28 protein-coding genes are annotated in these 22,245 nt (G+C 67.9%); 17 read left to right on the top strand and 11 right to left on the bottom strand.

The features are described 5' to 3' along the window. Nucleotides 1-11 precede the first annotated feature (11 nt). Complete coding sequence (locus tag UC35_RS22210; RefSeq protein ID WP_061503474.1) at nucleotides 12-1,079, bottom strand: tartrate dehydrogenase; 1,068 nt, start codon at nucleotides 1,077-1,079, stop codon at nucleotides 12-14. Between the two features lie 88 nt (nucleotides 1,080-1,167). On the opposite strand from UC35_RS22210, the gene UC35_RS22205 reads away from it, so the two are divergent. The 15 genes from UC35_RS22205 (at nucleotide 1,168) to ccmI (ending at nucleotide 12,880) form a co-directional block, all read left to right on the top strand. Beyond that, nucleotides 1,168-2,064: a LysR family transcriptional regulator gene (locus tag UC35_RS22205; protein ID WP_227820410.1), complete on the top strand. Its 897-nt coding sequence runs from the start codon at nucleotides 1,168-1,170 to the stop codon at nucleotides 2,062-2,064. 172 nt (nucleotides 2,065-2,236) lie between these two features. Further along, nucleotides 2,237-2,416, top strand: a complete 180-nt coding sequence (gene napE, locus UC35_RS22200; RefSeq protein WP_061503473.1) for a periplasmic nitrate reductase, NapE protein — start codon at nucleotides 2,237-2,239, stop codon at nucleotides 2,414-2,416. Nucleotides 2,417-2,422: 6 nt separating this feature from the next. Beyond that, nucleotides 2,423-2,719 carry a chaperone NapD gene (locus tag UC35_RS22195; protein ID WP_061503472.1) on the top strand — a complete coding sequence of 99 codons (297 nt, stop codon included), beginning with the start codon at nucleotides 2,423-2,425 and terminating at the stop codon, nucleotides 2,717-2,719. After that, entirely contained in the window at nucleotides 2,691-5,183 is a 2,493-nt protein-coding gene (gene napA / locus UC35_RS22190) for a periplasmic nitrate reductase subunit alpha (protein WP_061503471.1), read from the top strand. The genes UC35_RS22195 and napA overlap by 29 nt, the downstream gene beginning before the upstream one ends. Before the next feature lie 10 nt (nucleotides 5,184-5,193). Continuing rightward, a complete protein-coding gene (locus UC35_RS22185) occupies nucleotides 5,194-5,682 on the top strand; it encodes a nitrate reductase cytochrome c-type subunit (protein WP_061503470.1) in 489 nt (162 codons plus the stop codon). Between the two features lie 12 nt (nucleotides 5,683-5,694). Beyond that, nucleotides 5,695-6,375, top strand: a complete 681-nt coding sequence (locus UC35_RS22180) for a cytochrome c3 family protein (RefSeq protein WP_145979575.1) — start codon at nucleotides 5,695-5,697, stop codon at nucleotides 6,373-6,375. Then, complete coding sequence (gene ccmA, locus UC35_RS22175) at nucleotides 6,362-7,015, top strand: cytochrome c biogenesis heme-transporting ATPase CcmA (protein ID WP_082793444.1); 654 nt, start codon at nucleotides 6,362-6,364, stop codon at nucleotides 7,013-7,015. The genes UC35_RS22180 and ccmA overlap by 14 nt, the downstream gene beginning before the upstream one ends. Next, complete coding sequence (ccmB, locus tag UC35_RS22170) at nucleotides 7,009-7,674, top strand: heme exporter protein CcmB (protein WP_061503468.1); 666 nt, start codon at nucleotides 7,009-7,011, stop codon at nucleotides 7,672-7,674. The genes ccmA and ccmB overlap by 7 nt, the downstream gene beginning before the upstream one ends. A gap of 5 nt (nucleotides 7,675-7,679) precedes the next feature. Beyond that, a complete protein-coding gene (gene ccmC, locus UC35_RS22165; protein ID WP_145979574.1) occupies nucleotides 7,680-8,447 on the top strand; it encodes a heme ABC transporter permease CcmC in 768 nt (255 codons plus the stop codon). A 58-nt stretch (nucleotides 8,448-8,505) separates the two neighbouring features. Beyond that, nucleotides 8,506-8,640 (top strand): heme exporter protein CcmD, encoded by a 135-nt coding sequence (gene ccmD, locus UC35_RS23360; protein WP_082793442.1) that lies wholly within the window; start codon nucleotides 8,506-8,508, stop codon nucleotides 8,638-8,640. After that, nucleotides 8,637-9,080 carry a cytochrome c maturation protein CcmE gene (gene ccmE / locus UC35_RS22160; protein ID WP_061503467.1) on the top strand — a complete coding sequence of 148 codons (444 nt, stop codon included), beginning with the start codon at nucleotides 8,637-8,639 and terminating at the stop codon, nucleotides 9,078-9,080. Before ccmD ends, ccmE begins: the two co-directional genes overlap by 4 nt. Further along, nucleotides 9,077-11,062, top strand: coding sequence for a heme lyase CcmF/NrfE family subunit (locus tag UC35_RS22155; protein ID WP_061503466.1), 1,986 nt, complete (start codon nucleotides 9,077-9,079; stop codon nucleotides 11,060-11,062). The genes ccmE and UC35_RS22155 overlap by 4 nt, the downstream gene beginning before the upstream one ends. After that, entirely contained in the window at nucleotides 11,059-11,583 is a 525-nt protein-coding gene (locus UC35_RS22150; RefSeq protein WP_061503465.1) for a DsbE family thiol:disulfide interchange protein, read from the top strand. The genes UC35_RS22155 and UC35_RS22150 overlap by 4 nt, the downstream gene beginning before the upstream one ends. A gap of 26 nt (nucleotides 11,584-11,609) precedes the next feature. Next, nucleotides 11,610-12,032, top strand: a complete 423-nt coding sequence (locus tag UC35_RS22145; RefSeq protein WP_415752714.1) for a cytochrome c-type biogenesis protein CcmH — start codon at nucleotides 11,610-11,612, stop codon at nucleotides 12,030-12,032. Next, the gene (gene ccmI / locus UC35_RS22140) at nucleotides 12,029-12,880 is read left to right on the top strand and encodes a c-type cytochrome biogenesis protein CcmI (protein WP_158513952.1); all 852 of its coding nucleotides are present in this window, start codon (nucleotides 12,029-12,031) and stop codon (nucleotides 12,878-12,880) included. Before UC35_RS22145 ends, ccmI begins: the two co-directional genes overlap by 4 nt. Here the strand turns inward: ccmI and UC35_RS22135 are convergent. The 7 genes from UC35_RS22135 to UC35_RS22105 all read right to left on the bottom strand — a co-directional run bounded on the left by UC35_RS22135 (nucleotide 12,858) and on the right by UC35_RS22105 (nucleotide 17,075). Then, nucleotides 12,858-13,325 (bottom strand): DM13 domain-containing protein, encoded by a 468-nt coding sequence (locus UC35_RS22135; RefSeq protein ID WP_061503462.1) that lies wholly within the window; start codon nucleotides 13,323-13,325, stop codon nucleotides 12,858-12,860. The two genes, ccmI and UC35_RS22135, sit on opposite strands and share 23 nt — an antisense overlap. An 18-nt stretch (nucleotides 13,326-13,343) precedes the next feature. Next, nucleotides 13,344-13,826 (bottom strand): GNAT family N-acetyltransferase, encoded by a 483-nt coding sequence (locus UC35_RS22130; protein ID WP_061503461.1) that lies wholly within the window; start codon nucleotides 13,824-13,826, stop codon nucleotides 13,344-13,346. Between the two features lie 40 nt (nucleotides 13,827-13,866). After that, complete coding sequence (locus tag UC35_RS22125) at nucleotides 13,867-14,223, bottom strand: hypothetical protein (RefSeq protein WP_061503460.1); 357 nt, start codon at nucleotides 14,221-14,223, stop codon at nucleotides 13,867-13,869. Then, nucleotides 14,220-14,585 carry a DUF1304 domain-containing protein gene (locus UC35_RS22120; RefSeq protein ID WP_061503459.1) on the bottom strand — a complete coding sequence of 122 codons (366 nt, stop codon included), beginning with the start codon at nucleotides 14,583-14,585 and terminating at the stop codon, nucleotides 14,220-14,222. Before UC35_RS22120 ends, UC35_RS22125 begins: the two co-directional genes overlap by 4 nt. 103 nt (nucleotides 14,586-14,688) lie before the next feature. Beyond that, nucleotides 14,689-15,633 (bottom strand): pseudouridine-5'-phosphate glycosidase, encoded by a 945-nt coding sequence (locus tag UC35_RS22115; protein WP_061503458.1) that lies wholly within the window; start codon nucleotides 15,631-15,633, stop codon nucleotides 14,689-14,691. Between the two features lie 84 nt (nucleotides 15,634-15,717). After that, a complete protein-coding gene (locus UC35_RS22110) occupies nucleotides 15,718-16,440 on the bottom strand; it encodes an FprA family A-type flavoprotein (protein ID WP_061503457.1) in 723 nt (240 codons plus the stop codon). Continuing rightward, nucleotides 16,437-17,075, bottom strand: a complete 639-nt coding sequence (locus tag UC35_RS22105; protein ID WP_061503456.1) for a TetR/AcrR family transcriptional regulator — start codon at nucleotides 17,073-17,075, stop codon at nucleotides 16,437-16,439. The genes UC35_RS22110 and UC35_RS22105 overlap by 4 nt, the downstream gene beginning before the upstream one ends. 205 nt (nucleotides 17,076-17,280) lie before the next feature. Here UC35_RS22105 and UC35_RS22100 point away from each other — a divergent pair, with 205 nt between their 5' ends. Beyond that, the gene (locus UC35_RS22100) at nucleotides 17,281-17,955 is read left to right on the top strand and encodes a glutathione S-transferase family protein (protein WP_061503455.1); all 675 of its coding nucleotides are present in this window, start codon (nucleotides 17,281-17,283) and stop codon (nucleotides 17,953-17,955) included. Between the two features lie 10 nt (nucleotides 17,956-17,965). Next, nucleotides 17,966-18,457: a VOC family protein gene (locus UC35_RS22095; protein ID WP_061503454.1), complete on the top strand. Its 492-nt coding sequence runs from the start codon at nucleotides 17,966-17,968 to the stop codon at nucleotides 18,455-18,457. 112 nt (nucleotides 18,458-18,569) lie between these two features. Here the strand turns inward: UC35_RS22095 and UC35_RS22090 are convergent, their stop codons facing one another. Genes UC35_RS22090 through UC35_RS22080 form a run of 3 tightly spaced genes read right to left on the bottom strand, consistent with a single transcriptional unit; the run spans nucleotide 18,570 to nucleotide 22,240 of the window. Then, nucleotides 18,570-19,553 carry a Bug family tripartite tricarboxylate transporter substrate binding protein gene (locus UC35_RS22090; RefSeq protein ID WP_061503453.1) on the bottom strand — a complete coding sequence of 328 codons (984 nt, stop codon included), beginning with the start codon at nucleotides 19,551-19,553 and terminating at the stop codon, nucleotides 18,570-18,572. 39 nt (nucleotides 19,554-19,592) lie between these two features. Further along, nucleotides 19,593-20,609, bottom strand: a complete 1,017-nt coding sequence (locus UC35_RS22085; RefSeq protein ID WP_061503452.1) for a YeiH family protein — start codon at nucleotides 20,607-20,609, stop codon at nucleotides 19,593-19,595. Between the two features lie 2 nt (nucleotides 20,610-20,611). Continuing rightward, complete coding sequence (locus tag UC35_RS22080) at nucleotides 20,612-22,240, bottom strand: 3-(methylthio)propionyl-CoA ligase (RefSeq protein ID WP_061504008.1); 1,629 nt, start codon at nucleotides 22,238-22,240, stop codon at nucleotides 20,612-20,614. Nucleotides 22,241-22,245 lie beyond the last annotated feature (5 nt).

The raw sequence follows: 22,245 nt of genomic DNA, 5'->3' as shown, positions 1-22,245 counted from the left end.
TAGTCCAGTGACTAGGATCTCAGTCGCTGGCAGACTGCTTCGGTGACTTGCGCGGTGGTGGCGGTGCCACCCAAATCGCGAGTATGCAGGCGGGCGTCCGCGGTGACCGATTCGACGGCACGCATCAGTTTGGCGGCCGCCTCGCGCTCTCCCAGATGCTCCAGCAGCATGACGCAACTCCAGAAGGTGCCGACCGGATTGGCCAGCCCCTTGCCCATGATGTCGAAGGCCGAGCCGTGGATGGGTTCGAACATGCTGGGGTAGCGCCGCTCGGGGTCGATGTTGCCCGTGGGCGCGATGCCCAGGCTGCCGGCGAGCGCCGCCGCCAGGTCGCTCAGGATGTCGGCGTGCAGGTTGGTGGCGACCAGGGTGTCGAGCGAAGCCGGCCGGTTCACCATGCGGGCGGTGCAGGCGTCCACCAGTTCCTTGTCCCAGCTCACGTCAGGAAACTCGCGGCTGACCTGCAGCGCGATCTCGTCCCACATCACCATGGCGTGGCGCTGCGCGTTCGACTTGGTCACCACCGTCAGCTGCCTGCGCGGGCGCGAGCGCGCCAGGCCGAAGGCGAAGCGCATGATGCGCTCCACGCCGGCACGCGTCATCATGCTGACGTCGGTCGCCACCTCGATCGGATGGCCCTGGTGGGCGCGGCCGCCGACGCCGGCGTACTCGCCCTCGGAGTTCTCGCGCACGATGACCCAGTCGAGATCCTTGGGCCCGCAGCGCTGGAGCGGCGTGGCGATGCCCGGCAGGATGCGCGTGGGCCGCACGTTGGCGTACTGGTCGAAGCCCTGGCAGATCTTCAGGCGCAGGCCCCACAGGGTGATGTGGTCGGGAATGTGCGGGTCGCCCGCCGAGCCGAACAGGATGGCGTCCATGCCGCGCAGGGCATCCAGGCCATCGTCGGGCATCATCCGGCCGTGCGCGCGGTAGTAGTCGCCGCCCCAATCGAAGGAACTGAACTCAAAACCGAAGGCAGCGCCGGCGTCCGCCAGCACCTGCAGCACCTGCTGGCCGGCGGGCACCACTTCCTTGCCGATCCCGTCGCCGGGAATGCAGGCGATCCTGTACGTCTTCATAGGGTCTCCGTGTTGGATCGGACTTTAGGCGTGCCACGGGCCGCGAACCGCGGCAAAATTCAAGGCATTCTTGAATCTGGCTTCAACAATGGCGCAAGTCACCTCCTCGCAGGACATGCAGTTCTTCGGCCAGCTGGTGCGCTGCGGCAGCCTGACCGCGGCGGCGCGCGAGCTGCAGGTCACGACCGCGGCGGTCAGCAAGCGCCTGTCGGGGCTGGAGTCGCGGCTGGGGGTCAGCCTGCTGCACCGGACGACGCGCCGGCTGGCATTGACCGAGTACGGCCGCAGCTACCTGGAGAACTCGCGCCGCATCCTGGAGGAGATCGAGTCGCTCGAAAGCGAGCTGCAGGGAGCGAATGCTGAACCCGCCGGGCTGCTGCGCGTGAACGCCACGCTCGGCTTCGGCCGCATGCAGATCGGGCCGGCGATCGCGAGCTTCTCGCGCAAGTACCCGCGCATCGAAGTGCAGTTGCAGCTCTCGGCCAGCCCGCCGCCCATCACCGAGGAAGCCTATGACGTCGGCATCCGTTTCGGCGAGCCGCCGGACTCGCGCCTGGTCGCGCGCCGGCTGGCGCCCAACCGGCGCCTGCTGTGCGCCTCGCCGGCTTACCTCGCGCGCGCCGGCACGCCGCGCGCGCCGCTGGACCTGGCGCGACACAACCTCATCTCCATCCGCCAGGCCGACGAAGCGCAGGGCCTGCTGCACCTTCGCAGCGGCAAGCGCGTCGAAACCGTGAGGATGCGCGGCAAACTCAGCACCAACGACGGCGAGGTCGCGGTGAACTGGGCTCTGAACGGGTTGGGCATCGTGCTGCGTGCGGAGTGGGACATCGCGCGCTACCTGCGCAGCGGCCGCCTGCAGCATGTGCTCGCGGCCTGGGAGTCGCCGCCGGCGGACATTTACGCGGTGTATCCCGCACGGCATGCCGGCATCCTGCGCGTGCAGGCCTTCGTGGAACACCTGTCTCGATGGTTTGCGAGTTGAAGCGCGGATCAACGCTGGGTTGAGGAGGGCGCGAGCCCATCCATCGCAAGGGGGCGCAAGCTCTACAGGATGGCTGTTTTCTCGTTTGACACCTACGGGGGCGTGCGATAAAACTTTCCCCGTTTGCTCGCGTGGACCGCGCACAATGCGGCAGTTCCGATGGAGATGGTGGATGAACAGCCCCGAGCCGTTTGAAGAGCCTCCCCACACGAAGGCACAGGAGCTTCGCAGCTTCCTGTTCCTTTCCGTCGTCATGGCGCCCGCGATTGCGGGCATCATCATCGCGGGCTACGGCTTTCTCGTCTGGATGTATCAACTCTTCGCGGGCCCGCCCGGTCCTGCCGGAGGCTGAGGGCCGGTGACCGCCGAATTGCACATCTCCAGCCTGGTGGTGCATTCCACGCCGAAGCGCGTGATGCTCGTCTCGAACGTCATCGCGGCGATCGAAGGCGCCCAGGTCCACGCCAAGTCCGACAGCGGCAAGCTGGTCGTCACCCTCGAGGCCGGCACCGCTGAAGAAATGATCTCCAAGGTCGCCCGCATCCAGCAAACCGAGGGCGTGCTGTCCGCCATCCTGGTCTACGAGTGCGCCGACACCCTGGATGCCATGAACGAGGTGATTCCCGATGCCAACGACCCGAAGGGACTTCATTAGGCAGACCGCGGCGGCCACGGCCGGCGCGGCGGCGGGCATTCCGGTGCCGGGGATGGCGCAGGGTGCGAGCGCGGCAACCGACCCCAGCGTCAAGTGGTCCAAGGCGCCGTGCCGCTTCTGCGGCACGGGATGCGGGGCGATGGTCGGCGTGAAAGACAACCGGATCGTGGCCAGCCGCGGCGATCCCGAGGCCGAAGTCAACCGCGGCCTCAACTGCATCAAGGGCTACTACCTGTCCAAGATCATGTACGGCGAGGACCGGCTGACCACGCCGCTGCTGCGCATGAAGAACGGGCAATACGCCAAGGACGGTGAATTCCAGCGCGTCTCCTGGGACCAGGCCTTCGACGTGATGGCCGCGCAATTCAAGCGCGTGCTCAAGGAAAAGGGCCCGACGGCGGTCGGCATGTTCGGCTCGGGCCAGTGGACGGTTTGGGAAGGGTACGCCGCCTCGAAACTGATGAAGGCGGGCTTCCGCTCCAACAACATCGATCCCAATGCGCGCCACTGCATGGCCTCGGCGGTGCAGGGGATGATGCGCACCTTCGGCGCCGACGAGCCCCCGGGCTGCTACGACGACATCGAAGCCGCGGACGCGTTCGTGCTGTGGGGCGCCAACATGGCCGAGATGCACCCCATCCTGTGGACGCGTGTCACCGACCGGCGCCTGTCCGGCAAGAACGTCAAGGTCGTGGTGATGTCTCCTTTCGAGACCCGTTCCTACGAACTGGCCGACATCGAAATCACCTTCACGCCGCAGACCGACCTGGCGATCCTCAACTACATCGCCAACCACATCATCCAGACGAACCGGGTCAACCGCGACTTCGTCAACAAGCACACCAACTTCAAGCTCGGCAACGCCGACATCGGCTACGGACTGCGGCCCGAGCATCCGCTGCAGAAGGCTGCCAAGAATGCCGGCGATGCGGGCGGCTCCAAGCCCATCAGCTTCGAGGACTTCGCGAAGTTCGTTTCCACCTACGACCTGGACTACACCGCCAAGCTCACCGGTGTGCCGAAGAATCGCCTGCAGGCGCTGGCCGAGCTGTACGCCGATCCCAAGGTGAAGGTGATGTCCTTCTGGACCATGGGTTTCAACCAGCACACCCGCGGCGTCTGGTGCAACAACCTCGTCTACAACATCCACCTGCTCACGGGCAAGGTTTCCACGCCCGGCAACAGCCCGTTCTCGCTGACCGGCCAGCCCTCGGCCTGCGGCACGGCGCGCGAGGTCGGCACCTTCTCGCACCGCTTGCCCGCCGACATGGTGGTGACCAATCCCAAGCACCGGGCGGAGACCGAGCACATCTGGAAACTGCCGGACGGCACCATCCCCGACAAGCCCGGCTATCACGCGGTGCTGCAGAACCGCATGCTCAAGGACGGCAAGCTCAACGCCTATTGGGTGCAGGTCAACAACAACATGCAGGCGGCAGCCAACCTCATGCAGGAAGGCTACCCCGGCTACCGCAACCCGGCCAACTTCATCGTCGTGTCCGATGCCTATCCCACCGTCACCACTGTTGCGGCGGACCTGATCCTTCCGGCGGCGATGTGGGTGGAGAAGGAGGGCGCTTACGGCAACGCCGAGCGCCGCACCCACTTCTGGCACCAGCTGGTCAACGCCCCGGGCGAGGCGCGCTCGGACCTGTGGCAGCTGATGGAGTTCTCCAAGCGCTTCAAGATCGACGAGGTGTGGCCTGAGGAACTGATCGCCAAAAAGCCCGAGTACCGCGGCAAGACGCTGTTCCAGGTGCTGTACGAAAACGGCCAGGTCAACAAGTTTCCGCTCTCCGAGATCGAAGCCGGCTACGACAACGCCGAGTCCAAGGCCTTCGGTTTCTATGTGCAGAAAGGCCTGTTCGAGGAGTACGCGACCTTCGGCCGCGGCCATGGCCATGACCTCGCGCCCTTCGACACCTACCACAAGGTACGCGGCTTGCGCTGGCCGGTCGTCAACGGCAAGGAAACCTTGTGGCGCTACCGCGAGGGCTCGGATCCCTACGTCAAGGCCGGCACCGGGTTCCAGTTCTACGGCTTTCCGGACGGCAAGGCGGTCATCTACGCGCTGCCCTACGAGCCGCCCCCGGAAGTGCCCGACAAGGACTTCCCCTTCTGGCTCTCCACCGGACGCGTGCTCGAGCATTGGCACTCGGGGTCCATGACACGCCGGGTGCCCGAACTGCTGCGCGCGGTGCCCAATGCGGTCTGCTACATGCATCCGGAGGATGCGGCGGCGCTGGGCGTGCGGCGCGGCACCGAGGTGGAGATCGCCTCGCGGCGCGGCAGCATGCGGACACGGGTGGAAACGCGCGGGCGCAACAAGCCACCGCGCGGACTGGTGTTCGTGCCGTGGTTCGATGCCAGCCAGCTGATCAACAAGGTGACGCTGGACGCGACCGACCCGATCTCGTTCCAGACCGACTTCAAGAAGTGCGCCGTGAAGATCACGAAGGTGTGAGGAGCCGCTGATGACCCTACGCAGCCTGGTTACCGTGCTCTCCCTGCTGGCGCTGTCGGCCTGGGCCCAGACGGCGGCGACGCCCCCGTCCAAAGGTTTCGTCGATGCGATGCGAGGCCCGGTGCCGATCGACCAGCCCACCAAGCCGCCGGTCCTGGCCAACAACGTGAACGACGACCAGCGGGTGCCGCGCAACTACGAGTGGCAGCCGCCGGTGATCCCGCACCGGGTCGACGGCTACCAGATCGACAAGAACTTCAACAAGTGCCTGGATTGCCACGCGCGCGCCAAGACCGATTTCTCCCACGCCATCCCGGTCAGCGAGACCCACTACATGGACCGCAGCGGCAAGAAGCTCGACCACCTGTCCACGCGCCGCTATTTCTGCATGCAGTGCCACGTGCCCCAGGAGCCGGCGCGTCCGCTGGTGGGCAACACCTTCGAGGGTTTTGATGCGCTGATGAAAAAGGGCGCACAAACCCCAGCCAACAAGAAATAGCGGGGAGCTTCCATGACCCTGATCGAACGCCTCAAGAACTACTGGCGGATCATCCGCCAGCCCAGCGTGCACTACAGCCTGGGATTCCTGACGCTCGGCGGCTTCATCGGCGGCATCCTGTTCTGGGGCGGCTTCAACACGGCCATGGAACTGACCAATACGGAGAAGTTCTGCACCGGCTGCCACGAGATGCGCGACAACGTCTTTGTCGAACTCAAGAGCACCATCCACTACACCAACCGCTCGGGCGTGCGCGCGGTCTGCTCCGACTGCCATGTGCCGCACGACTGGACCGACAAGATCGCGCGCAAGATGCAGGCTTCCAAGGAGGTGTGGGGGAAAATCTTCCGCACCATCGACACGCGCGAGAAGTTCACCGACAAGCGCCTGGAACTGGCTCAGCACGAGTGGGCGCGGCTGAAGGCCAACGATTCGCTCGAATGCCGAAATTGCCACCAGTACGATTCGATGGATTTCACGCGGCAGAGCGTGCGCGCGCAGAGCATGCATTCGGTCTATCTCGCAGACAAGTCGAAGACCTGCATCGATTGCCACAAGGGCATCGCCCACCGGCTGCCGAACATCCCGCCAGGGCAGATCGTGACCGACTCGCCGGGCCAACTGGTGCCGGCGGACCCCGGCGAGCCCGCGGCTCCACCGGGACAAGGCGCAGCCAGTAATGCGACGCGATGAGGCGCACGCGGCAGGGCTGTCCGTGCGCGAGCTCGCGTGCCGGCGTGCAGGGCATGCGGTGTTCTCGGGGCTGAGTTTCGACGCCGCGCCCGGCGAATTGGTGCAGGTGCGCGGCGCCAACGGCAGCGGCAAGAGCAGCCTGCTGCGCCTGCTGTGCGGACTGCTCACACCCGACCGCGGCGAAGTGCGCTGGCGGCAGCGGCCCGTCATGGCCGGCGATGCCGGTCATGCACGCGATGTTGCGTACCTGGGTCACTCCTGCGGCATGAGCGGCGAGCTCACCGTGCTGGAAAACCTGCGCGCCTCCCTGCGCGTGGCCGGTGCGAGCCGCAGCGACGCGCAATGCCGGGACATCCTGGCTCGCCTGCAGCTGGCCGGACGCGAAGGAGAGCGCTTGCGCCGCCTGTCGCAGGGACAGCGGCAACGCCTGGCGCTGGCGCGCGTGCTGCTGAGCGGAAAGTCGCTCTGGGTGCTCGACGAGCCGCATGCCGGCCTGGATGCCGACGGCGAACTGGCATTGGCGCAGGCATTGGCCGGTCACGCTCGATCAGGCGGCTTGGCGGTGGTGGCGACGCACCGGGACCTGGGCGGCGGCTACCCCGGCGGGCAGACCCTGGACATGGATGGCTTCCGATGCTGAGCGCCTTCACGCCTGTCATCGGTCGTGAAGTTCTCACTGCGGCGCGCAGGCCGTCGGATGCGCTTGGCGGGTTGCTGTTCTTCATCGTGGTCGCCAGCCTGTTTCCGCTCGCCGTCGGGCCCGATCCGGCGCTGCTCCTGTCCATCGGTCCCGGCGTCGTCTGGGTCGCCGCGCTGCTGGCGGTGGTGATCTCGCTGCACCGCGTGTTCCAGCCGGACCTCGAAGACGGCAGCCTCGAGCAGATGTTGCTGTCGCCTTCGGCGCTCGGGGTCATCGTCTCGGCCAAGGTGGTGGCGCATTGGCTGCTTGGCTGCCTGCCGCTGGTGGCCGTCGCGCCCCTGCTGGCGCTGCAGTACGGCCTCGGGCCCGAGTCGCTGCTCGCCTTGCTGGCCTCGCTGTTGCTGGGCACGCCCACGCTGGCGCTGCTGGGCGCCTTCGGCGCAGCCCTCACGCTGGGCCTGCGCGGCCACGCGCTGCTGGCGCTGATCGTGCTGCCCCTGTGCGTGCCGGTGCTGATCTTCGGCAGCAGCGCGGTGTCGGCGGCCGGCCAGGGCCTGCCGGTCGGGCCGCAGCTCTCGCTGCTCGGCGCCTGCCTGTCGCTGTCGGTATTCCTGTGTCCCTGGGCCACTGGCGCGGCCTTGCGCCTGGCCGTGGAATGAGCCGCATGGAAACGTTGCGCTCCAGCCATTCCGCCACCAACCCCCGAGGGGGCAGGGGCGCGCGCCGCTGGCGGCAGCTGGCGTCGCCGCCGGTGTTCCACGGCGTGGCCGGACAGCTGGTGCCCTGGTTCGCCGGCTTGGCGGCTGTGTTCGCGTCCGCCGGCCTGGTGTTCGCATTCGGCATCGCGCCCACCGACCACCAGCAGGGCGAGGTCTATCGCATCCTGTTCATCCACGTGCCCGCGGCGTGGATGTCGATGTTCCTCTACCTGGTGGCGGCGCTGCATGCCGCGCTCGGGCTGGTGTTCAACTCGCGCCTGTCCCCCTTGATGGCCCGGGCGGTGGCGCCGACGGGCGCGCTGTTCACCGTCATTGCGCTGTGGACCGGTGCGGTCTGGGGCAAGCCCACCTGGGGCACCTGGTGGGTCTGGGACGCGCGGTTGACCTCTGAATTGATCCTGCTGTTCCTGTACCTGGGTTACCTCGGTCTGGTGAACGCGACCGACGACCCCCGGCGCGCCGACCGCGGCGGGGCCATCCTGCTGCTGGCAGGCGCGATCAATATCCCGGTGATCTACTTCTCCGTGCAGTGGTGGAACACGCTGCACCAGGGCGCGAGCATCCGCTTGACGGCCGAACCGACGATCGCGCTGCCCATGCTGGCCGGGTTGCTGCTCATGACTGTCGCATGCTGGGCCTATTCCGTGGCGGTGGCGCTGGCGCGCGTGCGCTGCCTGATCGCGGAGCGGGAGCGGATGGAGGGCCGGGCATGAGCAGCACGGCCGCTCCGAAGGCTCATGGCACCGCAGCCCGAAGGGCGGAGGTTTTCAAATGAGCGGTAGTCACGGTCTGTTCATCGGACTCGCCTATGGCGTGGCGCTCGCGTTGCTGGTCGCCGAAGTGCTGGCCCTGGTGCGGCGCGCGCGCCAGCAGGCCGATGATCGCAAGCGCGGGGCCCGCCCATGAGGCCCAGGCACCGGCGGCTCGCGTTCATCGTCTTCGGCGTTGCGTCGCTGGGACTGGCCGCGGCGCTGGTGCTCAACGCCCTGCGCTCCAACCTCGTGTTCTTCTTCAGCCCCAGCCAGGTGGCGGCCCAGGCGGCGCCGCGTTCGCAGGCCTTCCGGATCGGCGGTCTGGTCGAGACCGGCTCGGTGCGGCGCGGGCCCGACGGACTTTCGGTGCGCTTCGTCGTGACCGACCAGGTGCATGGCATCCCGGTCAGCTATCGCGGGCTGCTGCCCGACCTGTTTCGCGAGGGCAAGGGCGTGGTCGTGGCTGGCCGGCTCGCGGCCGACGGCTCCTTCCAGGCCACCGAGGTGCTGGCCAAGCACGACGAAAACTACATGCCGCCCGATGCCAAGGCCGCGCTCGAGGCCGCCAGGCAAACAGGGAAGGCCGCGCCATGATTCCCGAGATCGGCGTGTTCGGCCTGGTGCTCGCGCTGCTGGTGGCCGTGGTGCAGGGCGTGCTGCCCATGGCAGGCGCCCGCTGGGGCATCGCCCGCTGGATGGGCCTGGCGCGGCCGGCCGCTCTTGGGCAGTTCCTCTTCACCGGCCTGGCCTTCGGCTGCCTGGCCTGGTCCTTTGCCAGCCACGACTACTCCGTGCGCTATGTGGCAGCGCATTCCCACGTGGACCTGCCGGCGGCTTACCGGCTGGCCGCCATCTGGGGCGGTCACGAAGGATCGATGTTGCTGTGGCTGCTGCTGCTGAACGGATGGACCCTGGCCGTGGCCGTCTTCAGCCGGCGCTTGCCTCTGGCCTTCGTCGCCCGCGTCCTGGGCGTGATGGCCTGGCTGGCGGTGGGTTTCCTGCTCTTCATCCTGTTCCTGTCGAACCCCTTCGAGCGCCTGATGCCGCCGGCGGTGGAAGGACGCGACCTCAACCCCTTGCTGCAGGACCCGGGCATGGTGTTGCACCCGCCGGTGCTCTACATGGGCTACGTGGGCTTTTCCGTCGCCTTCGCCTTCGCCACCGCGGCGCTGCTGTCCGGCGAGCTCAACGCCACTTGGGCGCGCTGGTCGCGGCCCTGGACCGTGGCCGCCTGGACCTGCCTCACGCTGGGCATCCTGCTGGGGAGCGCCTGGGCCTACTACGTGCTCGGCTGGGGCGGATGGTGGTTCTGGGATCCGGTGGAGAACGCGTCGTTCATGCCCTGGCTGCTGGGCACGGCCCTGATCCACTCGCTGGTCGTCACCGACCGGCGCGGCGCCTTTCGCAGCTGGACGGTGCTGCTGGCGATCTGCACCTTCGCCCTGAGCCTGCTCGGCACCTTCCTCGTGCGTTCGGGGGTGCTGACCTCGGTGCATTCGTTCGCGGTCGACCCCGGGCGCGGCCTGTACATCCTGGCATTCATCGTGGCGGTCGTCGGGGGTTCGCTGCTGCTGTTTGCGTGGCGCGCGCCGCGCATCGGCATGGGTGGCAGCTTCGGGCTGCTGTCGCGCGAGTCGCTGCTGCTGACCAACAACGTGGTGCTCGCGGTGGCCGCGATGTCGGTCTTGATGGGCACGCTGTATCCGCTGGCGCTGGAACTGCTGGCGGGCGAGCGCATCTCGATCGGGCCGCCGTACTTCGAAGCGGTGTTCGTGCCGCTGGTCGTGCCGGCCGTCTTCCTGATGGGGGTGGGGCCGGTGGCGCGGTGGAAGCGGGCCGCCGTGCCGGAGCTGGCGCTGCGCCTGCGCTGGGCGCTGCTGGCCGGCTGCGTCGCGGCGCTGGTGCTGCCCTTGGCGGTGCCTGAGGGGCGCGCCGGCACACCGATGACGCGATTCGGCGTGCTGCTGGCCGTGTGGGTGGCCGGCAGCACGATCTTGCACGCCTGGGATCGCCTCGGGCCCGGCAAGGGCTGGATCGAGCGCGCGCGGCGCCAGCCTCGCGGCTGGTGGGGCATGCTGGGGGCGCACGCCGGGGTCGGGGTGTTCATCTTCGGCGTGGCCTTGGCCAATGGCGGCGAGGTCCGGCAGGAGCTGACCCTGCGGCCCGGCAGCCGCGCGGTGGTGGCGGGTTACGAGTTTGCCTTCGAGGGCCTGGTGCCCGCCAACGGTCCCAACTACGACGCCCAGCGTGCCACGGTGCGCGTGACGCAGGGCGGCCAACCGGTCGCGATCCTGCATCCGGAGAAGCGCCTGTACCGCCGGCAGCAGATGCCCTTGAGCCAGGCCGCGATCGACATGCGCCCCACGCGCGATCTGTTCGTGGCCCTGGGCGAAGACGCGGGCCAGGGGGCGTGGAGCATGCGCATCCAGGTCAAGCCGTTCATGGCCTGGATCTGGGCGGGCTGCCTGCTGATGGCCTTGGGCGGGGTGCTGGCGGCTACCGACCGGCGCTACCGGCTGGGGCGGGCGGACCGGATGGCCGGGACCGGGCAGCCCCTGGCGCAGGGGTCGGCATGACACGCTTTGCCTGGCCCTTCGTGATCTTCCTCGGGCTGGCCGCGCTGCTGGCCGTCGGGCTTCGCCATGGGGGTCCCGGCGAGCTGTCGTCCCCGCTGATCGACCAGCCGGCGCCTGCGATCGAGCTTCCGCTGCTCGGCGACCCGGGACGGCGCCTGAGCGTCGAGTCCATGCAGGGCAAGGTCTGGATGCTGAACGTCTGGGCCTCCTGGTGCGGGCCTTGCCGCAGCGAATTGCCGGTGTTGTCCGAGCTGGCGTCGCGGGATGCGGTGCCGCTGTACGGGCTCAACTACAAGGACCGCGGCGATGCTGCGCAGGCCTTGCTGCAGCAGGTCGGCAATCCCTACATCGCCTCGGCGGTGGATGTGGAAGGGCGCGTAGGCATCGACTGGGGTGTCTACGGCGTGCCGGAGACCTTCGTCATCGATCGTGCGGGTCGCATCCGCTTTCGCCATACCGGGCCGGTCACGCCCGAAGTCTGGAACGCACGCCTGATGCCGGTGGTGAGGAGCCTGCGATGAGATGGCACGTCGCCGCCTGGCTGGGCATGGCACTGCTGTGCGCCAGCCTGCATGCCGCACAGGGCGATGCCTCCGGTATCGCCGAGCGCGAAGCGAGGCTGTCGGCGCAGCTGCGTTGCCTGGTCTGCCAGAACCAGTCCTTGGCCGAGTCCAACGCCCCGCTGGCGGCGGACATGCGGCGCCAGATCCGCGAGCAGCTCGGGCAGGGGCGCAGCGACACCGAGGTGATCGCGTTCTTCGAGCGGCGCTACGGGGCCTTCGTGCGTTACGAGCCGCCGTTCCGGCCCGCCACCTGGCTGCTGTGGCTGGGCCCCTTCCTGCTGCTGGCCATCGGGCTCCTTGCCTTGTGGCGCGTCGTGAGGGCGCGGCGCGACGCGGAAGCCGACGCGCCCCTCACGCCCGAGGAGCGCCGGCGGGCGGCGGCATGGCTCGAGGGGAACGGCCGATGACGATGATGTGGCTGTCGGCCGTGGCGCTGCTCATGGTGGCCATGGCGCTGCTGGTTCCGCCTTTGCTGAAGGCGCCGCCAGCAGCGAACGAAGGCGGCCTCGCGCTGGGGCGCCTCTACGGCGAGCAGCTTGCCGAGCTCGACCGCGACCTGCAGGCCGGATCGCTGCGCCCTGAGGATCATGCCCGCGCCACACTCGAATTGCAGCGCCGGCTGCAGGGGGAAACGGGTCGCGACGCGCAGCCGCATCGCCGGCCTGCGGCGCCGTGGATGGGATGGGGCGTTGCCTGCGCCTTGAGCGTGCTGCTGCCGACCGCCGCGCTCTTGCTTTACTTTGGCATCGGCGACCCCCGGGCCGCCGCGGCGCAGCTGGTGGCCGCCGACGCGTCGCAGTCCATCGGCGACGCCGAAGTGGACGCCATGGTCAACCGGCTGGCCCGGCGCCTGCGCGAGCAACCCGGTGACGTAGAGGGGTGGAGCATGCTGGCCCGCTCCTACGAGGTGCTGGGACGCTTCGACGATGCGGTGGCCGCCTACCAGAAAGCCATCGCCCTGGCGCCGGTCCGGCCGCAGCTGCTGGCCGACTATGCCGATGCGTTGGGTTCGGCGCGCGACGGCGACCTGGGCGGTCCGGCGCAGGCGGCCATCGATGCGGCCCTGAAGATCGACGCCGATCACCCCAAGGCCCTGGCACTGGCCGGCATGGCCGCCTACCGGCAGGGCAATCACGCCCTGGCGCGGCGGCACTGGGAGCACCTGCAGTCGCTGCTGCCGCCCGATTCGCCCGCCGCGCAAAACATCCGGGCGAACCTGGAGCAGCTGAGCGCTAGCGATAGCGTGCGGCGCTGATGAACTGGCTGAAGGACTCGCACCACACGATCACCGTGTTGTAGCGCGACACGTCCACGCCCTGCGGCACCGGGACCACGAAGTTGTCGAAGGTCCGCACGTCGCCGACCCGCACCATGCGCGGCTTGAGCCGCATGAAGTCGGACTCGGTCTCCAGGAACTCCGGCGACAGGTACAGCTTGTAGTCGGGCCCGGGGGCCAGCTTGCCGGTCAGGACGATGCTTTGCGGACCCACCGCGACCTTGCCCTCGCCCCAATGCAGGAAGTCGCTGTCCTTCAGGTCGCGCCGGAACTCACCGGTGTACTGCGCCTGCGCGCTCAGCGCGCTGAGCTCGCCGGCGACCGGCGGCTTGGGCGCCACCAGCACCGGCAGCAGGTAGACGCCCAGCGCGAAGCCCAGGCCCAGCGCGGCGAGGTGCGACAGGAGGAGCAGCAGCTTTTTCATCGACGCCACCTCTCATTGTCAGGCCGGCGCTGCGTCCAGGAGGAACTCGAGCACGACCTCACCGTCGTCGACGTGCCCGGTGTGGACGAAGCCGAGAGACAGGTAGAAGGGCTCCGGGCAGCCCGGACCGGGCACGTAGGAGAGTTCGAGCTTCGTGAAGAGGCCCTTGCTCCGGACGTGGTGGATGACTTGCTGCATGGCCGCGCGGCCGAACCCGCGTCCCTGGTGCCTGGCGTCCACCATGAAGCGCCAGACGCCGATCTCGGGATGGGCCGGTGGCGGGTTCAACAGGGACTGGTCGTCCAGCATGACGAAGCCGACCATCTCCTCGCCCGCATAGATGGCGCGATACCAGGCCTCGGGTGCAAACAGTGCCTGGGCCAGGGACACCGCGTTCGAAGCGACGAAGCCCTTCTGGCTCTCCGCCACGCTGAGATTGAGCACCTGCCTAACCGTTGCGGCGGTGATCTCCCTCAGCGTGACCGGCGTCTCGGGGCTCATGCTGGAACTCCTGGATTGGCGCGGTCTGGGAGACGGGCGATCAAGCGGCGCCGGCCTCGCGCCAGGCCTGCAGCCAGCCGCCGCTGAGAACGAAGCGCGGGAAGTTCACCCACTGCTCGACGAAGATGCGCCCCACGGCATTGAGCGGGCTCGTGAACGGCTCGGACGGCATGCGCTCCTGCCGGTGTCCGCGGCCTTGCAGTGCCACCGAGGCGCCCATGGCCAAGGCGCCGGCCGCCACCGACGGCCACGCCGCGAGGAACAGGCCGGCGACCAGCGCCACATTGCCCGCCAAAAACAGCGGCACGACGAAGATGTGCAGCAGCAGGTTGAAGCGCGAACGGTGGTAGCGCGGATAGCCTTCCCACTGCCAGCGAAGCAATTGCGAAAAGCTCATAGCGAACCCGACAGAAACACCAGCACCAGGGCGAGCGCCGCGGGAAGCGCCTGCACGAAAAGGATCTTGCGGCTCGCGGTGAGGGCGCCGAACAGTCCCGCCACCAGCACGCAGGCCAGGAAGAACACCAGGACCGCTTTGCCGGCGCCACCGAGGCTCAGTCCCCAGAACAGGCCGGCCGCGAGAAATCCGTTGTACAGCCCCTGGTTGGCGGCCAGGACCTTGGAGGCCCGGGCCGCTTCCAGCGTTTGGCCGAAGGCCTTCAACCCGGCCGGCTTGTCCCACAGGAACATTTCGAGCACCAGGAAGTACACATGGAGCAGGGCGACCAGGGCAACAACGATGGCGGCAGCAGTGGACAAGGCTCCTCCCGAAGGAATGGCGGATGGCGACGGTCAATCGGCGGTTCCCGCCGCCGACGGCGTTCGCCTGAACTATAGCCTTGGCTTTAAGCCCGTGCTGGAACTATGCGCCGGCGGCGGGTGCAGCCAGCGCCAACGCCAGCCTGGCGCCGACTTCGGCGTTGTGTTTCACCAGGGCGATGTTGGTCGCCAGGCTGCGTCCGCCGGACAGCGCCTTGATGCGCGCCAGCACAAAGGGGGTCACGGCCTTGCCGCTGACGCCCTGGTCCCTGGCTTCGGCCAGCGCCTGGTCGGTCCAGGCATCGATCTCGGCGCGAGGCAGGGCCGCCGGTTCCGGCACCGGCGTGCTCAGGACGACGCCGCCGGCCAGTCCCAGGTCCCACTTGGCGCGGATGAAGCGTGCCTGCTCCGCGGCATCGTCCAGCCGGAAGTCCGCCCGGAAGCCGCTGTCGCGGGTATAGAACGCGGCGAAGTTGTCCTGGCCGCAGCTGAGCACCGGCACGCCCTGCGTTTCCAGGTACTCCAGCGTGAGGCCGATGTCCAGGATCGACTTGGCGCCGGCGCAGACCACGGCGACCGATGTCCTGGCCAGCTCTTGCAGGTCGGCGGAGATGTCGAAGCTCTCCGGCGCGCCGCGGTGCACGCCGCCGATGCCGCCGGTGACGAAGACCTCGATGCCGGCCAGCGCGGCGCAGATCATGGTGCCGGCCACGGTCGTGGCCCCGAGCTCGCCGCTCGCCAGCGCGAAGGGCAGGTCGCGGCGGCTGACCTTGTGCGCCTTGCCGGATCGGCCCAGCAGCTCCAGCTCATCATCGGACAGGCCAATGCGGATGCGACCGCCGATGACCGCGATCGTGGCCGGCTCCGCGCCCATGCCGCGGATCAGTCCCTCGACCTCGCGCGCCGTGTGCACGTTCTCCGGGTAGGGCATGCCATGGGCGATGATTGTCGACTCCAGCGCCACCACCGGCCGACCGGCGGCCTGGGCCGCCGCCACGGGCGCGCTGCGGACCAGCCAGGACGAGGCGAGGGGGGTGGACTTGTCCATGCGCCGAGTGTGCCGCAGTTCGCGATCATCACTTCCGCACCTCGAAGATCAGGTTGAAGGGCGTTTCGGCCGCGCGACGCCGCGTCAGGCCAGCGCCGCGCCCAGGCGACGCAGCATCGCGGCGCCGTCGCCCCGCCAGGCGCTGCCGTGCATGCAGGCCAGCAGCTTCGGCTTCAGGGCCGCCAGCTTCTCGATCATCGCCGGCGCGTTGATGCTGTGGGAGAAGTAGTCGGCGACCTGGCGGAACTCCTCGCTCGGACCCAGGATGTCGGCGCTGGTGACCGGCTCGCCACCCGTGCCGGGCTGTGTGAACAGGTCGCCGCAGAACAGGGTGCCGGTCGTGCGGTCGAAGAAGTAGCCGCACTCCCACCCGTGGGGCAGGTGCGGCGTCGATTGCCACACCAGCTCGTGGTGGCCCAGATCGAGCACGTCGCCGTCGTTCATGGCGATGGGCTCCACGTCGACGAAATCGGTGACGGAAATCATGGCGGCGGTCCGGTCGCACACCGGCTGCGCGTTCGGCGCGAGGGCGAGGAAGTCGCGCAGGGCGCCGCACTCGTCCGCTTCGATGTGCGAGAACGCCAGGTAGTGCAGCCGCTCCAGCGGCATCACCTTCGCGATCTGCTCGCTCACCTGCGGAAAGAGCTTGCGCGGGCCGGTGTGGAACAGCAGCGGGCGGTCATCCACCACGAGGTACTGGTTGTAGGAGAACCCGCCCGGGAACTCCTCGGGCGGGATGGGTACGCTCACACGCCAGATGTCGGGGGCGACACGGTGGATGGAGCCTTGCGCTTGCGGTGCATTCATGGGGTGGCTTTCCTGGATCTCGGACGCGGGGACGAATCAATGCCCGGCTGCGGTCCGAGGGCAGCCAGCATCAGGTTCAGTTGACAAGCCCGGGTCGCCGCGCGCGACAGCTGGTGGTCGTGCATCAGGCGATGCCAGAAATCGAAATGGAGCAAGGAGTCCCAGACGGCGGCGATCTGGTCGTGGCTGCCGCGGGCGCCGTGGCGCTTCAGCAGCAGGATGCACAGGGCCAGCATGCGGGCGCGCCGGTCCTCGCCCTGTTGCTGCAGCAGGGGCAGGTGCTTGTTCTCGCGCCAGGCGAACCAGGGTTCGAAGTGCGTGTTCAGGGCGTCGCAGGCGTCGACCAGCACCGCCGCCGCGGAGGGCAGGTCGGGCGCCTCCAGCACGCGCTCCTGCGGGAAGACCGGTGCCTGGTCGCCCACATGGCCAGTGCAGGCCTGCAGCAGTTCATCGAGGGTGGGGAAGTGCTTGTAGACCGTGGGCAGCGAAACGCCGGCGCGTTGCGCGATCTGCGCGTACGAGGTGGCGAACACACCCTGCGCCGCATGCAACTCGACCGTGGCGACGGTGATGCGCGCCTTCAGCTCGTCCTGGCGTTGGCGGCGGCTGCGGTTGTCGTAGGGGCGGGTCGCCATGGTGGGAGGTCAGTTCCGTTATTTGAATTTAATTTAAATTAAACTAAACCCAAAATCAAGCACAGCAAATGAAATGACCGCTGTGTGCCGTGGCGGCGGGGTCCCAAGCACCGCCCACCGGCCAGCCGCTCGCTTTCCGGACGCAGCGGCAGTAGCATCGGCGCCACGACATTCCAACCCTGACCCCGACAGAAGCGAGTGCACGATGAAGCTCTACTACCATCCCGGCTCCACCACCTCCCGGCCCATCGTCCTGTTCGCGGCCGAGTCGAACATTCCGCTGGATTTGCAGGTCGTGGACCTCTTCACCGGCGAGCACTACCAGCCACCGTACGAGGCCATCAATCCCAACCACCTGGTGCCCGTGCTGGAGGACGATGGGTTCCGGCTCACCGAGAGCTCGGCCATCGTCAAGTACCTGGCCGAGAAAACGAACTCACCGGCGTACCCCAAGGACCTGAAGCTGCGCGCCCGCGTCAACGAGGCGATGGATTGGGTGAACACGCAGCTCAATCGCGACTATTGCTATGGCTTCGTGTACCCGCAGATCTTCTCGTTCCACAAGCGCCGCAGCGACGAGGCGCAGCAGGCGCAGCTCGAGTGGGGACGTGAGCGCGCCAAGGGCTGGCTGAAGGTGATGGACTCCCACATCTTCAAGCCGGGCCAAGCCTACATCTGCGGTGACAACATCACGCTGGCGGACTACTTCGCCGCACCCTTCGTGCATGTGGGAGAACTGACGGGCACCGAATACTCCGCCTACCCGAACGTGGATGCCTGGCTCAAGCGCATGAAGTCGCTGCGCAATTGGGACAAGACCTTCGAGGCGATCAACGGTTACGGCGCCTCGCTCAAGGGCCAGCCGATGGTGGCCGTCTAGGGAGTTCGCCATGATCCGCAAGCTGCATCACGCGGCCTACCGTTGCCGCTCCTCCGAGGCCACGCGGCGCTTCTACGAGGACTTCCTCGGCCTGCCGCTGGCCGAGGTGCTGGAGATCAAGGAAACCAAGAGCGGGCGGCCCACCAACACCCTGCACACCTTCTACCGGCTGGACGACGGATCGTTCATCGCCTTCTTCGAAGCGCCGGACATGCCCTTCGAGTTCAAGCCGCAACACGACTTCGACCTGCACATCGCGCTGGAAGTCGAGCGCCCGGTGCTGGAGGCGATGTTCGCGAAGGGCAAGGCGATGGGCATCGAGACCCGCGGCGTCTCCGACCACGGCTTCATCGACTCGATCTACTTCCGCGACCCCAACGGCTATGTGCTGGAGCTGTGCACGCCGCGGTCGGGGCATGACAAGGCCATGGACCCGGCGACCAACGGCGCGAAGAAGCGGCTGGACGTTTGGACGCAGGAGCGGGCGTCGGCGCAGGTCTGACCTCTTCCTCCTTCCCCCTCTGGGGGAAGGCTGGGATGGGGGCGCGCCAGCGCCGAATGCCCCCACCCCAACCCTCCCCCGGAGGGGGAGGGAGATTCTGCGGCGCCGCGGATTACTCCGGCTTGAAGTTGATGGACTGCAGCACGCCGCCCACGCGGTCGTAGTCGGCCTTCAGGCCCTTGTTCAAGTCGTCGACGCTGCGCGGCAGGCCGATGTCGAAGCCGGTGTCCAGCATCTTGGCCGCCAGCGCCTTGTCCGACAGCACCTTCAGCGTCGCTTCGCGCACGCGCGCCTGCACCGGCGCCGGCACGTCCGGCGTGGTCCACAGTCCCATCCAGGCCAGCGCATCCAACTGCGGGTAGCCCAGTTCGTGGAAGGTCGGCACGTCGGGCAGCTGCGGGATGCGCTTGGGCGAGCTCACCGCAAAGGCCTTGATCTTGCCGGCCTTGATCAGCGGCAAGGAGGTCGCCACGCCGTCGAACATCAGCGGCACGTGGTTGCCCATGACGTCGGTCAGGGCCGGCGAGGAACCCTTGTAGCCCACGTGCATGAGCTGGATGCCGGCCGCCTGGTTCAGCAGCAGGCCGAGCACGTGCGACAGCGTGCCAGGGCTGTACGACGCATAGTTGAGCTTGCCGGGGTTGGCCTTGGCGTAGGCGATGAATTCCTTCAGGTTGTTCGCCGGCACCGAGGGGTTGGCCACGAACACGAGCCCGCTGCGCGCGAGTTCGGCCACCGGCCGGATCTCCTTGAACATGTCCCAGCGCAGCTTGACGATGTGCGGGATCTCGCTGACCAGCGAGTTCACTCCGACCAGCAGCGTGTGGCCGTCGCGCGGCGACTGGAGCAGGTCGCCGATGGCGATGGCGCCGGCCGCGCCAGGCTTGTTGTCCACGATGACCGGCTGGCCCAGTTCGCGCGACAGCGGCTCCGAAATCAGTCGAGCCACCAGGTCGGCGCTGGCGCCTGCGGGGCCGGCGACGACCAGGCGCACCGGCTTCGAGGGCCAGGATTGCGCCAGTGCCAGGCCCGGCGCGACGGACAGCAGGGCGGCGGCCGAGACGAGGCTGCGGCGCGAGACGAGATTTGAATTCATCGTGGAGTTCTCCAAAAAAATAGTTATCGGTACGGAGCTTCAGTGGAGCCAGCGCAGCAGCGCCAGCGCCAGCAGCGCGAGGAATATGGTTTCGCCCAGCATCAGCGCGATCGGCTTGAAACCGACCGTCACCAGCTCCTTCAGCTGCGTCTTCATGCCGATGCCGGCAATCGATGCCACCAGGAACCAGCGCGAGATGTCATTGCCGGCACTCTGGACCGCCTTGGGCACCCAACCGGTGCTGTTGATCGCCACCAGGATGGCGAAGGCCACGGCAAACCAGGGCAGCAGCGGCGGGCGCTCGCCGCCGGCTTCAGCCTGGCCAGTGCGGCGCGTGTACAGCGCGGCGAACACGATCACCGGCAGCAGCATCGCCACCCGCATCAGCTTGACCAGCGTGGCGGCGTCGCCCGCTTCGGTCGAAATGCTGTAGCCTGCCCCCACCACTTGGGCCACGTCATGGATCGTGGCGCCGAGGAACATGCCGGCATCGAGCGGTGCATAGCCCAGCGCCTGCGCCAGCATGGGGTACAAAACCATGCAGATTGTGGACAGGGCGGAAACGCCGATCACTGTGAACAGCGTGGCGCGGTCTTTCAGCGGGTGATTAGGGAGGGCCGCCGACAGTGCGAGCGCGGCGGAGGCGCCGCAGATCGCGGTGGCGCCGCCGGTGAGCACGCCGAAGGAGGTCTTGAAACCCATCAGGCGCGCGGCCAGCATCGAGACCCCGATGGTGATCACCACCGACAGCACGACGGTGGCGACCGGGGCCCAGCCGAGCGCGGCCACCTGGGCGATCGTGATGCGCAGCCCGAGCAGGGCGATGCCAATGCGCAGCAGCTGCTTGGCGCTGAACTCGATGCCGGGACGGCAAGGGCCTTCGGCCGACAGGAAGTTCATCGCCATGCCCAGCAGCAGGGCGAACAGCATCACCGGCGCGCCATAGTGCTCCGACAGGAAGGTGGCGGCGGCGCCCACGACGCCGCAGGCCAGCACCCCGGGCGCCAGCGTGCGCACGCGCGCGGAGCCGAGCGAAACCCGGGCTGGCGTATCCATGGTCACGCCGTCGGCAGGCGGTAGTCCTGGAACTGGTCGCGCAGCTTGTTCTTCTGCATCTTGCCAGTCGCACCCAGCGGGATCGCATCGACGAACACCACGTCATCGGGCGTCCACCACTTGGCGATCTTGCCATCGTAGAACTGCAGCAGCTCTTCGCGCGTGAGCTCGGCGTTGGGCTTCTTGACCACCACCAGCAGCGGCCGCTCGTCCCACTTGGGATGGCGGGCGGCGATGCAGGCAGCCATGGCCACGCCGGGATGCGCCATCGCGATGTTTTCCAGGTCGATCGAGCCGATCCACTCGCCACCGGACTTGATCACGTCCTTGCTGCGGTCGGTGATCTGCATGAAGCCGTCGGCGTCGATGGTCGACACGTCGCCGGTGGGGAACCAGCCGTCCACCAAGGGATTGCCGCCTTCGCTCTTGAAGTACTCCTTGATGATCCAGGGGCCGCGAACCAGCAGCTCGCCCGAAGCCTTGCCGTCACGCGGCAACTCGGCGCCGTCTTCGCCCACGATCTTCATGTCCACGCCGAACACCGCGCGGCCCTGCTTGGACTGGATCGCCAGGCGCTCTTCGGCCGGCAGGTCCAGCTGCTTCTTCTTGAGAACGCAGGCCGTGCCGAGCGGGCTCAGCTCGGTCATGCCCCAGGCATGAAGCACCTGGACGTCGTAGCGCTCCTGGAAGGCACGCATCATGGCCGGCGGGCAGGCAGAACCGCCGATGATGGTGCGGCGCATGGTGCTGAACTTGAGGTTGTTGGCTTCCACGTGCGCCAGCAGGCCTTGCCAGACCGTGGGCACGCCGGCCGAGACGGTGACGCCTTCGGACTCGAACAGCTCGTGCAGGCTCTTGCCGTCCAGGAACGGGCCCGGGAACACGAGCTTGGCGCCGACCATGCAGGCCGCATAGGGCAGGCCCCAGGCATTGACGTGGAACATCGGCACCACGGGCAGGACCACCTCGCGCGCCGAGACGTTGAGCGAATCGGGCAGCGAAACCGCGAAGGTATGCAGCACCGTCGAGCGGTGGCTGTAGAGGGCGCCCTTGGGATTGCCGGTGGTGCCCGAGGTGTAGCACAGCGAGCTGGCGGAGTTTTCGTCGAAGGTCGGCCACTCGAACTTGTCGCTCTGCGCTTCGAGCAGGTCTTCGTAGCACAGCAGGTTCGGGATGCTCGTGGTCGCGGGCATGCGGCTGCGGTCGGTCATGGCCACGAAGGCCTTGATCGTCTTCACGCGGCCGGCAACGGCCTCGATCACAGGCAGGAAGCTCAGGTCGAAGAACAGGACCTGGTCTTCCGCGTGGTCGGCGATCCACACCACCTGGTCGGGGTGCAGGCGCGGGTTGAGCGTGTGCAGCACGGCGCCCGAGCCGGACACCGCGTAGTACAGCTCCATGTGGCGGTAGCCGTTCCAGGCCAGGGTGGCGACGCGGTCGCCGAACTTCACGCCCAGGGACGCGACGGCATTGGCCATGCGGCGCGAGCGGGCCGCCAGGTCGCGGTAGGTGTAGCGGTGGATGTCGCCTTCGACGCGGCGCGAGACCACTTCCTGGTCACCGTGGTGACGTTCCGCGTGGACGAGCAGGGAAGAGATCAGCAGCTGCTGCTGCATCATGGAACCAAGCATGGTGT

The organism is Ramlibacter tataouinensis, assembly GCF_001580455.1.
GTDB lineage: Bacteria > Pseudomonadota > Gammaproteobacteria > Burkholderiales > Burkholderiaceae_C > Ramlibacter > Ramlibacter tataouinensis_B.
The sequence above is the reverse complement of the archived record's forward strand: the minus strand, read 5'-3'. Positions and strand labels throughout refer to the sequence as shown.

Coding starts and splice junctions, on each gene's coding strand:
- UC35_RS22130 (WP_061503461.1), bottom strand. CDS start 13,826: ATGAGCCCCGAGACGCCGGTCACGCTGAGGGAGATCACCGCCGCAACG.
- ccmC (WP_145979574.1), top strand. CDS start 7,680: ATGGAAACGTTGCGCTCCAGCCATTCCGCCACCAACCCCCGAGGGGGC.
- napE (WP_061503473.1), top strand. CDS start 2,237: ATGAACAGCCCCGAGCCGTTTGAAGAGCCTCCCCACACGAAGGCACAG.
- napA (WP_061503471.1), top strand. CDS start 2,691: ATGCCAACGACCCGAAGGGACTTCATTAGGCAGACCGCGGCGGCCACG.
- UC35_RS22100 (WP_061503455.1), top strand. CDS start 17,281: ATGAAGCTCTACTACCATCCCGGCTCCACCACCTCCCGGCCCATCGTC.
- UC35_RS22085 (WP_061503452.1), bottom strand. CDS start 20,609: ATGGATACGCCAGCCCGGGTTTCGCTCGGCTCCGCGCGCGTGCGCACG.
- UC35_RS22115 (WP_061503458.1), bottom strand. CDS start 15,633: ATGGACAAGTCCACCCCCCTCGCCTCGTCCTGGCTGGTCCGCAGCGCG.
- UC35_RS22135 (WP_061503462.1), bottom strand. CDS start 13,325: ATGAAAAAGCTGCTGCTCCTCCTGTCGCACCTCGCCGCGCTGGGCCTG.
- UC35_RS22210 (WP_061503474.1), bottom strand. CDS start 1,079: ATGAAGACGTACAGGATCGCCTGCATTCCCGGCGACGGGATCGGCAAG.
- ccmB (WP_061503468.1), top strand. CDS start 7,009: ATGCTGAGCGCCTTCACGCCTGTCATCGGTCGTGAAGTTCTCACTGCG.
- UC35_RS22180 (WP_145979575.1), top strand. CDS start 5,695: ATGACCCTGATCGAACGCCTCAAGAACTACTGGCGGATCATCCGCCAG.
- UC35_RS22155 (WP_061503466.1), top strand. CDS start 9,077: ATGATTCCCGAGATCGGCGTGTTCGGCCTGGTGCTCGCGCTGCTGGTG.
- UC35_RS22145 (WP_415752714.1), top strand. CDS start 11,610: ATGGCACTGCTGTGCGCCAGCCTGCATGCCGCACAGGGCGATGCCTCC.
- UC35_RS22205 (WP_227820410.1), top strand. CDS start 1,168: ATGGCGCAAGTCACCTCCTCGCAGGACATGCAGTTCTTCGGCCAGCTG.
- UC35_RS22125 (WP_061503460.1), bottom strand. CDS start 14,223: ATGAGCTTTTCGCAATTGCTTCGCTGGCAGTGGGAAGGCTATCCGCGC.
- UC35_RS22095 (WP_061503454.1), top strand. CDS start 17,966: ATGATCCGCAAGCTGCATCACGCGGCCTACCGTTGCCGCTCCTCCGAG.
- UC35_RS22105 (WP_061503456.1), bottom strand. CDS start 17,075: ATGGCGACCCGCCCCTACGACAACCGCAGCCGCCGCCAACGCCAGGAC.
- UC35_RS22090 (WP_061503453.1), bottom strand. CDS start 19,553: ATGAATTCAAATCTCGTCTCGCGCCGCAGCCTCGTCTCGGCCGCCGCC.
- ccmI (WP_158513952.1), top strand. CDS start 12,029: ATGACGATGATGTGGCTGTCGGCCGTGGCGCTGCTCATGGTGGCCATG.
- ccmA (WP_082793444.1), top strand. CDS start 6,362: ATGCGACGCGATGAGGCGCACGCGGCAGGGCTGTCCGTGCGCGAGCTC.
- UC35_RS22185 (WP_061503470.1), top strand. CDS start 5,194: ATGACCCTACGCAGCCTGGTTACCGTGCTCTCCCTGCTGGCGCTGTCG.
- UC35_RS22150 (WP_061503465.1), top strand. CDS start 11,059: ATGACACGCTTTGCCTGGCCCTTCGTGATCTTCCTCGGGCTGGCCGCG.
- ccmD (WP_082793442.1), top strand. CDS start 8,506: ATGAGCGGTAGTCACGGTCTGTTCATCGGACTCGCCTATGGCGTGGCG.
- UC35_RS22110 (WP_061503457.1), bottom strand. CDS start 16,440: ATGAATGCACCGCAAGCGCAAGGCTCCATCCACCGTGTCGCCCCCGAC.
- UC35_RS22080 (WP_061504008.1), bottom strand. CDS start 22,240: ATGCTTGGTTCCATGATGCAGCAGCAGCTGCTGATCTCTTCCCTGCTC.
- ccmE (WP_061503467.1), top strand. CDS start 8,637: ATGAGGCCCAGGCACCGGCGGCTCGCGTTCATCGTCTTCGGCGTTGCG.